Origin of the sequence: Paracidovorax wautersii (assembly GCF_031453675.1) — a bacterium.
Lineage (GTDB): Bacteria > Pseudomonadota > Gammaproteobacteria > Burkholderiales > Burkholderiaceae_C > Paracidovorax.
In genome coordinates this window covers 2493286-2506058 of the sequence record NZ_JAVIZX010000001.1, presented here as the reverse complement: position 1 = coordinate 2506058, position 12773 = coordinate 2493286, and the positions used below count along the sequence as shown (strand labels likewise).

At 71.8% G+C, this 12773-nt stretch carries 9 protein-coding genes; 4 read left to right on the top strand and 5 right to left on the bottom strand.

The genetic code is table 11. The annotated features are described in order from the left end of the window. Positions 1-8 precede the first annotated feature (8 nt). Entirely contained in the window at positions 9-269 is a 261-nt protein-coding gene (locus QE399_RS11320; protein ID WP_309828822.1) for a hypothetical protein, read from the top strand. Between the two features lie 226 nt (positions 270-495). Further along, the gene (locus QE399_RS11315; RefSeq protein WP_309828820.1) at positions 496-894 is read left to right on the top strand and encodes a hypothetical protein; all 399 of its coding nucleotides are present in this window, start codon (positions 496-498) and stop codon (positions 892-894) included. Positions 895-970: 76 nt separating this feature from the next. Here QE399_RS11315 and ilvB read toward each other — a convergent pair whose 3' ends face one another. Next, entirely contained in the window at positions 971-2770 is a 1800-nt protein-coding gene (gene ilvB, locus QE399_RS11310; RefSeq protein ID WP_309828819.1) for a biosynthetic-type acetolactate synthase large subunit, read from the bottom strand. Between the two features lie 233 nt (positions 2771-3003). On the opposite strand from ilvB, the gene QE399_RS11305 reads away from it, so the two are divergent. Together QE399_RS11305 and QE399_RS11300 are read left to right on the top strand one after the other, a co-directional pair. Then, complete coding sequence (locus tag QE399_RS11305) at positions 3004-3387, top strand: DUF2946 family protein (RefSeq protein WP_309828817.1); 384 nt, start codon at positions 3004-3006, stop codon at positions 3385-3387. A 136-nt stretch (positions 3388-3523) separates the two neighbouring features. Further along, on the top strand, positions 3524-4024 hold the full coding sequence (locus QE399_RS11300; RefSeq protein ID WP_309828815.1) for a copper chaperone PCu(A)C: 501 nt from the start codon (positions 3524-3526) through the stop codon (positions 4022-4024). 140 nt (positions 4025-4164) lie between these two features. Here the strand turns inward: QE399_RS11300 and QE399_RS11295 are convergent, their stop codons facing one another. The 4 genes from QE399_RS11295 to cobN all read right to left on the bottom strand — a co-directional run bounded on the left by QE399_RS11295 (position 4165) and on the right by cobN (position 12047). Further along, on the bottom strand, positions 4165-4869 hold the full coding sequence (locus tag QE399_RS11295) for a vWA domain-containing protein (protein WP_309828812.1): 705 nt from the start codon (positions 4867-4869) through the stop codon (positions 4165-4167). A gap of 23 nt (positions 4870-4892) precedes the next feature. Continuing rightward, positions 4893-6098: a magnesium chelatase ATPase subunit I gene (locus QE399_RS11290; protein WP_309828809.1), complete on the bottom strand. Its 1206-nt coding sequence runs from the start codon at positions 6096-6098 to the stop codon at positions 4893-4895. 126 nt (positions 6099-6224) lie between these two features. Next, positions 6225-8051 (bottom strand): methyl-accepting chemotaxis protein, encoded by a 1827-nt coding sequence (locus tag QE399_RS11285; RefSeq protein WP_309828808.1) that lies wholly within the window; start codon positions 8049-8051, stop codon positions 6225-6227. Between the two features lie 153 nt (positions 8052-8204). Continuing rightward, positions 8205-12047, bottom strand: coding sequence for a cobaltochelatase subunit CobN (cobN, locus tag QE399_RS11280; RefSeq protein WP_309828806.1), 3843 nt, complete (start codon positions 12045-12047; stop codon positions 8205-8207). Positions 12048-12773: the final 726 nt, after the last annotated feature.

Genomic DNA, 12773 nt, shown 5'->3' with positions numbered 1-12773 from the left:
GTTGTTCCATGAAGAAATCCCTGATCGCCATCGCCGCTACCCTGGCCGTCTTCACCGCCGGCACCGCTTCTGCCCAGGTGGGCAAGGCCGCTTCCGAGGCCTCGGACGCCGCTGAACACAAGATCGAGCAGAAGCGCGCCGATGACAAGGCAGAGAAGAGCGGCCCTGTCGGCAAGGCCGTGAACAACGTGAAGTCGGACTACCACAAGAACCGCTCGAAGAACTCGGCGGACAAGGCCAAGCAGTCCCTGAAGAATTCGACGGACTGACCGGAGCACGGCGCGCCCGGGCTGGCTGACAGACCGAGCGACAGTCGTTTCACCACAGGCGGCCCCCGGGCCGCCTGTTTTGTTGGGCGGTCCGGTCTCGCCTCGCGCTGCAGGCTCGCAGTCGCCCGGACAGACGCGGAAGCCAAACGCCGGGCTTTGGTGGGGAGGCCCGCCCTACGGCGCGTAGACTTGGCAAATTCCCACGCGATCCCCAGGCTGCCCGTCCGTGCATACCCCCGCTTCCCCACCCGCCCCCACTGCGGCGCCACACGGCTGGCGCCGCTGGGCCGTTCCTATCGCGGTGGTGGCGTTGGTGGGGAGCCTGCTGGTGGCGTTCCGGGCATGGACGGACTACCAGCTCCAAGCTCCTGTGGCCACCGACTACGCGAGATTTCTGGACGCCCTGACGGAGCAATCGCCCCAGGCTGCGGCCTACCGTGCGGCGTACGGGCACCACTTCGCGCGCGACACCGTGGCAGCCCGCCACTTCGAGCAAGTCTGCGCGACCATGCTGCGCATGGCCGAATCGGATGGGGCCACGGTGCCGCCGGAGGACGCGGCGATGGCCGGCGGATGCCGCCGGCTCACCGCGCGCTATGCGGCCGACGCCCTGCCGCGCGACTGACGCAGGCGCCTATGTTGGCGCCTTTTAATCCGGGGCTTGGCGCGCCGGGCCGGCGCTGGCCGGTTGCGGCGCGGCGTCAGACCGTCTCGTCGAACCAGACGTCCTTGGCGCGCATCATCCGGTGGTGCCCCACGCCCGCAGGCATCATGGGGAAGCAGTTCTCCTGCGCGGCCACCTGCACGTCGAGGAAGAACGGGCCCGGCGCGGCCAGGCACTCGGCCAGGGCCGGGGCCAGATCCTGCGGCTGCGTCACGCGCCGCGCGCCCCAGCCGAAGGCCCGCGCCAGGGCCACGAAGTCGGGGAGCGCCTCGTTCCAGCTGTGGCTCAGCCGGTTGCCGTGGTTGAGCTCCTGCCACTGCCGCACCATGCCCATGTAGCCGTTGTTGCACAGCACCAGTTTCACTGGCGCGCGGTGCTGCACGGCGGTGGACAGCTCCTGGATGTTCATCAACACCGACGCATCGCCACTCACGCATACGGTGAGCGCACCGGGGTGGGCGATCTGCGCGCCGATGGCGGCCGGCAACCCATAGCCCATGGTGCCGGCCCCGCCCGAGGTCAGCCAGCGGCGCGGGCGCTCGAAGCCCAGGTACTGCGCGGCCCACATCTGGTGCTGGCCCACGTCGGTGGACACGATGGCATCGCGCCCCGCCAGCTGCGCGTTCAGCTGCGCCATGAGCTGCTGCGGCAGGATGGCATCGGCACGCGGCGTGAACGCCAGGCAGCGCTGCGCGCGCCAGCCCGCGATGCGCTCCCACCACGGCGCGAGGCGGGCCGGATCGGGCGCGGCCAGGTCCGGCAAGGCCAGCAGCGCGGCCAGCACGTCGCCGCAGTCGCCCACCAGGGGCGCGTCCACGCGGACGGTCTTGTTGATGCTGCTGGGGTCGATGTCGATATGGATCTTGCGCGCCTGCGGGCAGAACTCGTCGAGCTTACCGGTGACGCGGTCGTCGAAGCGTGCGCCCACGCAGACCACCAGATCGGCCGCGTGCATGGCGCGGTTGGCCTCCAGCGTGCCGTGCATGCCCAGCATGCCCAGAAAGCGCTCATCCGACGCCGGGAAGGCGCCCAGACCCATCAGCGTGAGCGTGCAGGGCGCGCCCATGCGCCGCACCAGCTGCGCGAAGGCCTCGCAGGCTTGCGGGCCCGCGTTGATCAGGCCGCCCCCACCATAGAACACCGGACGGCGGGCGGTGGACAGCAGGTCGGCCGCGCGCTGCAGGCTGCTGCGGGGCGGCAGCGCGCCGGGTACGGCTTGGCGGCGCTCGAGCGGCAGGGTCGAGGCGGTCGGCACGGCGCGCGTCAGGCGCTGCAACTGCACGTCCTTGGGCACATCGAGCAGCACGGGCCCGGGGCGCCCACCGGCCGCGATGCGCAGCGCGCGGCGCACGGCGACGGGGATCGCATCGGCCGAGCGCGGCTGGGCGTTCCAGCGGGTGACCGGGCGCGTCATGCCCAGCGCATCGCTTTCCTGGAAGGCATTGGTGCCGATGACCGCCGTGGCCACCTGCCCGCTGATGCACAGCAGCGGCACGGAGTCGCTGATCGCATCCAGCAGCCCCGAGATGGTGTTGGCCACGCCCGGGCCGGACGTCACCAGCACCACGCCCACCCGGCCGGTGGTGCGCGCATAGCCTTCGGCCGCATGCACCGCGGCCTGCTCATGGCGCACCAGCACGTGGCGGATGCGCGGCTCGCCATGGAGCGCGTCGTACAGCGGGAGCGCCGCGCCACCGGGGTAGCCGAAGATCGTGTCCACACCGCAGGCGACCAAGGTGTCTAACAGCGCCTCGGCGCCGTTGCGCACAGGGTGCGCGAAAGTCCGCGAGACGGGGACGGGCTGCGCAACGGAGGGAGAGCAAGTAGCGGTAGGCATGCGAAATTGTTCTGCAATGCCGGCAGAAGATGGTTCGATGCTGGGACCGATACGCCGAATTCACAGAAAATAAAACAAGAACAAACCGAATCATCAGAATAATTTTCCACACCACTTCCCGCCGCCCTTGATGCGACGAGAACGCGGCTTGCCTAGGCACCTCCCGCGGCCCATCGGCCAGGGGCTTGCGCCGGCGCAGGTCGACGCCGGAGGGCGCCGGTCATAATCCGCGCATGTCTGCCCTGCGCTCCACCCGCTGCCTCGCCCGCCTGGCGCTGGCGTGGTTCATGGTGTCGCTGGCCCTGGCCTCCGCAGCGCCCGTGCTGCGGCCCGCCGCAGCGATGGAGCGGCTGTGCAGCGCGGACGGTGAGGTCCGCTGGATCGCTGCCGCCCACACGGCAGAGGGGGCGGCGGGCATCGCCGGCGCCTCCGCGGCAGGCCATCACACGCTGGACTGCCCTCTGTGCCTGTCCGCCACGCCGCCCTCGCCGCCCGCGCACTGGGAGGCGGGCCGCGACCCCATGGCGTCGCACGTGGCACGCCCCACGGCCACCGCCCCTTCGGTCGCGCCCACGCGCGCGCCATTCCCACCGCGCGCTCCGCCCACGGCGGGTTGAAACGGCCTGGAGCGCGCCGGGCAGTCCGCTGCAGCGCCCACCCCAACCTCAACCGCGGGCGAACCGCCCCGTCTTCCGCTCAGGCTGCATGCCTTTGCCCGCAAACCCTTCCTCTTTTCCGTTCAGGAGAACTTCCATGTCCGCTTTCTCTATCGCTTCCCTCGTCCGCCCCGCCGCCCTCGCGCTGGCCCTGTCTGCCGCCGGCCTGGCCCAGGCCCAGGTCACCGTGCAGGATGCCTGGGTGCGCGCCACCGTGCCCAACCAGAAGGCCACGGGCGCCTTCATGCGCCTGGTGTCGCCCAAGGATGCGCGCGTGGTCTCGGTGAGCACGCCGGCCGCGCCCGTGGCCGAGATCCACGAGATGAAGGTCGTGGACAACGTGATGAAAATGCGCGCCGTGCCCGGCCTGGAACTACCCGCGGGCAAGGCCGTGGAACTCAAGCCCGGGGGCTACCACGTGATGCTGATGGACCTGCCCGCCCAGGTGAAGGAAGGCGACACGGTGCCGCTGTCGCTGGTGGTCGAGGGCAAGGACGGCCAGCGCGAGACGCTGCAGGTCCAGGCCAAGGCGCGGGGCGTGGCCGCGGGCGCCGCACCGGCCGGTGGCCATGCCGGCCACGGCGAACACAAGCACTGAGCCACTGGCCCGGGGGCCGGACCGCGCCGGCCCGGTTCAGAAAGCGGAAAGCGGACCGCTCCGCCATTCATAGCAGCTTGCGCTTTCCACGCAAGGAATTCAGATATCTTTTGCTCTGAATTCCTTATCTAGCAAGCGCATCACGCTCCTGTTTTTGAACCGGTATCGGCGCTCCAGGCGGCCGCAGGCAGGTACCGCGCCTGCCAGCGCTCGGCCAGACCGCGGGCGCGGTGCAGGGCGATGCGGCCGGTGTCGAAGTCGATGATGCAGGCCTCTTGCGCGCTGCCGGGGCGCGGCGGCTGTTCGCGGGTGCGGCCGTCCGTCAGCAGCCAGAGCCAGCCCTCCCAGGCCTGCGCAGGGCCGCTGCCGGCCCGCTCCAGGAGCCGCCCCGCCGCCTCCACGCCGCCCGCCAAGGGCGTGCCGCCGCCGCCCGCGATGGGCGCGATCCAGCCGTCGTTCCACGCGCCGGCCTTGCGCGGCGGCAGCCGCACCTCCACCTGCGTGCCCGCAAAGCAGACCAGGGCAACGTGGTCCCGCTGGCGGTAGGCCTCGTCCATCAGCGCCAGCAGCACGCCCTTGGCCCGCGCCAGCGCACCGCTGGCGGCCATGGAAGCAGAGCAATCCAGCACGAAGCAATGCAGCCGCCCGTCACGGGCCGGCGCCGGCCGGCGGCGCAGATGCTGCACGCGCAGCGGGCCGGCGCCGCGCGCGGCCAAGGTGCGCGGCCAGTCCCAGCTGCCCGCGCCCGCAGCACGCGCATCGCCCCCGCCGTGCGCGGCCAGGCCCGGCGGCGCGCCGGTGCTGCGCTGCGGGGTCGCCCCCCGGTCGCCGCGCCGTGACGCCACGGGCGCAGGCGCGGCCGGAGGGCTCAGGCTTTTTTTGCGAAAGGGCTCCCAGCGGCCGACGACAGCCGTGCGGTGCCCGCCGCCACGCGCTCCAGGCCCACGGGCTCGGGCGGCAGCGCGCCCCAATCCGCTTCGGGCAGGGTCTGCCGGGCATCGGAAGCAGCGCCGGCATCCGCGGCGTGCGGACCGGGTGCATCCGACGATGAGGAGTGCGATGGCGGGGCGGCCCGGCTGGCGTCCGGCGCCTGCGCCGGTTGCGCCGGTTGCGCCGGTTGCGCCGGTTGCGGCGGTTGCGGCGCGGGCGTTTGCGCGGACGCGGCCGGCGCAGCGCGCGCCGGGTCCGCGCCGGGCTTGCGGCGGTGCACCAGCACCAGTTCGGCCACCTCCTGCACGTGGCGCGGCGTGATGGCGGAAGCGCCCTCCCACGCGGCCAGCGCGCGGGCCGCGCGCAGCATCACCAGGTCGGCACGCAGTCCGTCCACCTGCGCGGCAATGCACAGCGCGCTGGCCGCGGCATGCACGTCGTCGGTCCATGGCAGGGCATGCCCCTGGGCCGGGGCCTGCACGCGGGCGCGGGCGGCGGCCAGGCGTGCGGCCAGGTCGGCCTGCGCCTGCGCATGCCGCGCGCGGAAGGATTTCGGGTCCGCATCGAAGGCGAGGCGCGCCTTGACGATGGCCTGGCGCTCGGCCACGTCGGCCACGTTGGCGAGCTGCACGCACAGGCCCAGCCGGTCCAGCAGCTGCGGGCGCAGCTGCCCTTCTTCGGGGTTCATGGTGCCCACCAGCACGAAGCGCGCCGCATGGCGGTGCGAGATGCCGTCGCGCTCCACCGCGTTCACGCCGCTGGCGGCGGCGTCCAGCAGCACGTCCACCAGCGCGTCGGGCAGCAGGTTGATCTCGTCCACGTAGAGCACGCCGCCATGCGCCTTGGCCAGCAGCCCCGGCGCGAAGCGCACCGCATGGCCTGCCATGGCCTGCTCCAGGTCCAGCGTGCCGGCCAGATGCTCCAGCGACGCGCCCAGCGGCAGCGTGACGAAGGGCGCGCCCTCGATCAGCTCGGCCAGCGCGCGCGCCGCGGTGGACTTGGCCGTGCCGCGCGGCCCCTCGATGAGGACGCCCCCCAGCTGCGGGTCGATGGCAGCCAGCAGCAGCGCCTGGCACAACCGGGGCTGGCCGGCGATGGCCGCGAAGGGAAACAGCGCGGGCAGGGAAGGATGGAGGTCGGACATGGCGGTGGGCGATGCGCACGCCGGGGCGCACGCGGGAATCGGGCGCCGATCATCGCATGCCCCTTCAGCAGCGCCAGCCCCTGCCGGACGGTCAGGCGCGCCCGGCCACCGGGCGCTCCTGCGTGCTCAGAAACTTTCCCAGTCGTCGTTGTCCGCAGCAGACGCCGCCCGTGGCTTGGCGGGCGCGGCGGCAGGCGCCGGCGCGGAGGCGGCTGCGGATGCGGGCCGCTGCAGCGCAGGCCGGGCAGCCGGCTGGGGCGCAGTCGGCTTGGGTGCCAGCTTGCGGGACAGCGGTGCCGGTGCCACGGCCGGCGCGGTGCGGGCCAGCGGTGCCGCGGCGGGCTGTGCCGCCGCCGGCGCGGCGGCGGTGAAACCCGGGCCGCGCGGCTGCGCGGGGTTCTGGTCCACGCGGAACACGCTCACCAGCTGCACGAGATGGGCCGCCTGCGTGCTGAGGCTGTTGGCCGCGGCGGCGGACTCCTCCACCAGCGCCGCGTTCTGCTGCGTCATCTGGTCGAGCTGGGTGACGGCGTCGTTGACCTGCGAGATGCCCTGGCCCTGCTCCCGCGTGGCCGAGCCGATCTCGCCGATCAGGTCGGCCACCTGGCGCACCTGCTGCACGATCTCGTCCATGGTGGTGCCGGCTTCGGTCACCAGCTGCGAGCCAGCCTCGACCTTGCCCACGCTCTCGCCGATCAGCTCCTTGATCTCCTTGGCGGCGCTGGCGGACCGCTGGGCCAGCGATCGCACCTCGCTGGCGACCACCGCGAAGCCACGGCCCTGCTCGCCGGCCCGGGCGGCTTCCACGGCCGCGTTGAGCGCCAGGATGTTGGTCTGGAAGGCGATGGAGTCGATCACGCCGATGATGTCGCCGATCTTGCGCGAGCTGGTCGTGATCCCCTCCATGGTGCTCACCACGTTGCGCACCACATCGCCCCCGCGGGTGGCCGTGGCGCTGGCCGACGTGGCCAGGCGGGAGGCGGTCTGCATGGTGTCCACGCTCTGCTTCACGGAAGAGTTCATCTCTTCCATCGACGCGGCGGTCTCTTGCAGGTTGGAGGCCTGCGACTCGGTGCGCTGGCTCAGGTCGGTGTTGCCCATGGCGATCTGGCTGGCGCCGGTGGCGATCGATTCGCTGCTGTGGCGCACGTCATTCACCAGGCGCGCCAGGTTGGAGCGCATGGCCTCCATCGCGGCCAGCACGCTCGCCTCGTCGCCGGCGCGCAGTTGCACAGGCACCGCCAGGTTGCCCTGGGCCACTTCCTGCGCGATGGCAGCGGCGTAGGTGGGCTCGCCGCCCAGCTGGCGCATGATGGTGCGCACCAGCCACAGGCCGAACAGGCTGCCGATCACCATGGCGAGCACGATGAGGGTGGACAGCGTCCAGAAGGTGCGCTCGACGGCGGCCGCGGCCTGTTCCGTGTCCAGGCGCGCCAGTTCTTCTTGCCGCTTGGCGGACTCCAGCAGGATGTTGCGCACGGCGACATGCAGCGCGGCCGGGTCTTTGTGAAGCTCTTCCATCGCAGCCGGGTCGGCGCGGTCGGCCATCTCCTGGATCTTGCCCACGGCGGTTTTGTAGCGGGCCCAGGTATCGGCCAGCTTGGCGCCCTGCTCACGCAGCGCGGCGTCCTTGGAGTCGTCGCGCAGCAGCTTCACGGCGTCCAGCACCGACTGCTCGGACTGCTCGTTGAACTTCAGCTCCGACGCGCGCTGCGCAGGGTTGGCGAAGTAGATGTAGGCGTACAGGCGCCGGAAATGCGTGGCGCCCTGCCGCGCAGCGTCCACCACCACGCGCAGCGGCACCACCGTGTCGGTGTACATCGCGCGCTGCTTCTGGCTCACGCTCCACAGCTGCTGCATGCCGATTGCCCCCACGCCCAGCAGCGTGACAACGAAGAAAGCCACCAGCCCGATCAGCTTGGTTCTCAGAGAAATGGAAGAGGATTGCGTCATGGTGTACGAAGAGCCGTCAAAAAATGGCAGGGGTCCGAATGCCGGGATGTTTCCGGGCCCGCGAGTACATCACAAATCTGTAACCACGCGTTGCATGGCGCAAGCCCCACCCGCTCCGCGGCAAAGGATCGCTCGGCCCCTCGCGCCGCCGCGCTACGCGCCTTCCTGCCGCTGTTCGTGGTCCAGCAGCAGGTCTTCCAGCGCCTGGCGGTAGCCGCCCGGTGCCTGCCACAGGCCACGCTGCATGGCTTCGATCAGGCGCTCCAGCATGTCCTGCAGCGCGGTGGGGTTGTGGCGCTCGACAAAGGCGCGTGTCTCGGCATCCAGCACGTAGGCGTCGGCCACCAGCGCGTAGTGGTGGTCGCTCACCTGCTGCGTGGTGGCGCTGAAGCCGAAGAGGTAGTCCACCGTGGCGGCCATCTCGAACGCGCCCTTGTAGCCGTGGCGCTTGGCGCCATCGATCCACTTGGGGTTGGTGACGCGGGCCCGCACCACGCGGCCGATCTCTTCCTTGAGCGAGCGCACGCGCGGCGCCTGCGGGTTGGCATGGTCGCCGTGGTACAGCGCGGGCTGGCGCCCCGCCAGGTGGCGCACGGCTGTGGCCATGCCGCCCTGGAACTGGTAGTAGTCGTTGGAGTCGAGCAGGTCGTGCTCGCGGCTGTCCTGGTTCTGCGCCACCACGTCCAGGCCGGCCAGGCGGCGGGCGAGCGCCGGGCCAGCGGGTTCGCCGTCGGCGTCCTGCCCGTAAGCGTGCGCGCTCCAGTCCATGTACGCGCGGGCCAGGTCGGCATCGCCCTCCCAGGTGCCGCTGCGCATGAGCGGGTTCAGGCCCGAGCCGTAGTGCCCCGGCGGCGCGCCGAAGATGCGAAAGCCCGCCTGCCGGCGCGCGGCCCTGGGCGCCACGCCCTGCTGCTCCAGCAGCTCCGTCTCCTGCAGGATGCGCGCACGGATGGGATTCTCCTGCGCGTCCTCGGCCTCCAGCGCGGCGACGGCCTGCACGGCGGCGTCGAACATCTGCACGGTGGTCGGGAAGGCGTCGCGGAAGAAGCCCGAGATGCGCAGCGTGACGTCGATGCGCGGGCGCCCCAGCCCCACGCGCGGAACGACCTCGAAATCGACCACGCGCTGGCTGCCCGCGGCCCACTTGGGGCGCACGCCGATCAGCGCGAAGGCCTGGGCGATGTCGTCGCCGCCGGTGCGCATGGTGGCCGTGCCCCAGACCGACAGGCCCAGCGTGCGCGGGTAGTCGCCGTGCTCCTGCAGGTAGCGCTCGACGAGGCGCCGCGCGGATTGCTGGCCCAGCTCCCACGCCGTGCGCGTGGGAATGGCGCGCGTATCCAGCGTGTAGAAGTTGCGCCCCGTGGGGAGCACATCCGGCCGGCCGCGCGAGGGCGAACCGCTCGGGCCCGGCGGCACGAAGCAGCCGCGCAGGCCGCGCAGCAGCTGCGTGAGTTCCTGGCCGCCGCAGGCGTCCAGCGCGGGCGCCAGCGTGTGCCGCACGCGGCCCAGCACGGCCTGCGTCTGCGGCCAGCCGGCGGCATCCTCTGCGGATTCCAGCACCCGCAGGGCGAGCAGCTCCAGCCGCTCGCGCGTGTCGCCGTGGTGGCGCCAGGGGTCGGCACTCACGGCCTGCAGCGCTGCGGGGCGCGGGCCGTCCCAGGGCCGGGCAGCATCGTCGATCTGCAGCGGATCGAAGCCGGTGCCCCGCAGCAGATCGGCCGCCAGGGCTTGCAGCAGACCCGCCTGCGCCCCCTGGCCGTCGCCGGCGGGGTAGCGGGCCAGCGCCAGCAAGGTGTCGCGCCGCTGGCGGCCCGTGGGCGACGCGCCGAAGATGTGCAGCCCGTCGCGGATCTGCGTCTCCTTCAGCTCGCACAGATAGGCGTCGATGCGTGCCAGGATGGCATCGTCGTCCGGCGGCGGCACTGCATCCGCCGCGCAGCCGCCCTTGCCTGCAGTCGGACCGCACAGGTCCAGTTCCTCCAGCAGATGCTGCTGGCGCACGGCGTCCAGGATCTGGCGGCGCAGCAGCCCGGCCCGGCGCGCGTCGACCAGCAAGGCGTCGTAGTACTCGTCCACCAGCCGCTCCAGGTCCTGCATGGGGCCGTGGTTCTCGGCGCGCGTCAGCGGCGGCATCAGGTGGTCGATGATCACGGCCTGGCTGCGGCGCTTGGCCTGCGCGCCCTCGCCCGGGTCGTTGACGATGAACGGGTACAGGTGCGGCAGCGGGCCCAGGATGGCGTCGGGCCAGCACACCTGCGACAGCGCCAGGCTCTTGCCCGGCAGCCATTCGAGGTTGCCGTGCTTGCCCACGTGCACGACGGCGTCGATGGCGAACACATCGCGCAGCCAGAAGTAGAACGCCAGGTAGCTGTGCGGCGGCACCAGTTCGGCGTCGTGGTAGCTGGCGTAGTCCTGCGCCCCGGCCGTGGCCAGCGCCCGTGCGGGCTGGATGCCGACGAACACCTGGCCCAGCCGCAGCCCGGCGATCATGAAGCGCCCCTGGCGCACGGCCGGGTCGTCCTCCGGCGCCCCCCAGCGGGCGGCGATGGCGTCGGCCATGCCGGCCGGCAGCTGCGCCAGCCGTGCGCGGTAGTCCGCCAACGCGTAGCTCTGCCAGGCCGGACGCAGCAGCCACTGGCGCGGATCGTTGGCGATGCCCTGCTGCAGCGTCTGCATGAGGGCGTCGCCATCGGCCGGCAGCGCGGCGTCGGGCCCCAGCGCGTAGCCCTCCGCGCGCAGGCGCTGCAGGATGCCGACCACCGAGGCCGGCGTGTCCAGCCCCACGCCGCTGCCGATGCGCCCTTCGCTGCCCGGGTAGTTGGCCAGGACCAGCGCCAGGCGCTTTTCGGCGGCCGGCAGGCTGCGCAGCCGGCACCAGCGGCGTGCCAGCTCGGCCACGAAGGCGACGCGGTCCGGCTCGGGTTGGTAGGCCACCACGTCCGCCTGCGTCACCGCGCTGCGGTGCGACAGGCCCTTGAAGCTGATGGCCCGCGTGACGATGCGGCCGTCCATCTCGGGCAGCACGATCTGCATGGCGATGTCGCGCGGGCGCAGGCCCAGGCTGTCGGCCCACCAGTCCTCGCGGTTGCCGCCGCTGGCGATCACCTGCAGCACCGGCGCATCGCCGGCCAGGGCGGCACCTTCGTGCTTCAGCGCGGCGAAGGACGTGGTGTTGAGCACCAGCTGTACGGCATGGTCGGCGCACAGTGCCTGGAAGGTGGCCAGGCACAACGGGTCCTTGAGCGAATCGAGCGCCACGGGCAGTGGGTTGAGGCCCTGGGCGCGCAGCGTCACCGCCAGCGCGTCGAATGCGGCGGTGTTGGCCGCCATGAGGTGCGAGCGGTAGAACACCAGCGCCACCACCGGAGCGCCCGGCGCCCAGGCCGCGCGCAGGTCGTCGATGCCCGGCACCGCATGGGTGGGTGCGAAGGCGGCCGGCACATGCACGGCGGCCTGCGGCAGGCTGCGCGGCGGCTGCGGTGCGCCGCCATGGCCGAGCCCATGGAAGGCCACGGCCCGCACGAACTGCAGCGCATTGGCCGCCCCGCCCGCGCGCAGGTACTGCCACAGCAGGTGGCAGACCGAGGGCGCGAGCGTGCTGCGCTCCACCAGGGACAGGTCCTCCTGCAGATCGCCCGAGAACATGGCCAGCCGCTGGCCGTTCTTGCGCGCCAGTGCACCGATCTGCTGAAAGCCGTAGGGCCAGACGGATTCGGAGCCGAGGTGGTCCACGATCACCACGCGGGCGTGCTGCAGTACCTCGTCGATGTAGAGGTCGAGCGAGGCGGGCTGGCGCAGGTACTGCAGGTTGACCAGGCGCACGGAGGGAAAGCCGGCCTCCTCCGTGCGCGCCAGCTCCTCGCACGCGCCGGAGAGCAGGGCGAGGGTGGTGTCGGCGGAGCTGAGGATGACGATATCGCCCGGCGTCTGGTCGAGCCGGGTGACGATGGAGTCGTCTTCTACGAAGCCGCCGGGGCGGGTGGAGAGGAGGTGCATTCGGAGTGTTTTTGGGGTCTAGCGCTTATGGGACAAGCGCATACAGCTATCATTTTTGATTTTCTGGGAAGTTTGCTTTCCGGGGCCGGGGTATGCGCCCGGCGGCGCACTCACTTTCTTTCGCTTCGCCGAAAGAAAGTAAGCAAAGAAAGGGCGACCCTGCTGTCTGCGTCCCCGCTCGCCTGCGGCGAACAGGGCAACCTGCGGTGCTCGGTCACGGGGCGGCGCCGTGGAACTCGCTGCGCGCTGGCGCGCTCCGCTCGGACAGCCACGGCGAGTCAGATCACGAAGCGGGTGTGTCCTGCGGCACACCCGCCCGCCCCGCGCCCTGTGCTCCTCGGCGCATACAGAAGGGCGTTGGGAGTCCACACGGGCCAACACTGCGCTCGGCCTCCCACTGCCGGGCCGAGCGCAGCGATGGCCCGTGTGGGGCGTTCGGGTTCCCTTCTGCCCGTGCCGAGAAGCGGAGCGCAGGCAGGGCGCATGCGCGTCGGAGCGCGCATGCCTCGTGAACTGACTCGCCGTGGCTGTCCGAACGGAGCTGCTCTGCAGCGCAGTGAGTTCCACGGCGGCCCTGCCTGCGCGAGCATCGCAGGCTGCCCCGTAGCGCAGCGAAGGGGACACGGGCAGCAGGGACGCCTTTCTTTTGGGTTCTTTTCTTTGGCGAAGCAAAGAAAAGAACCTCGGCCGCCGGGCCGAGACCCGGCACCGGGAAACAACCCCACA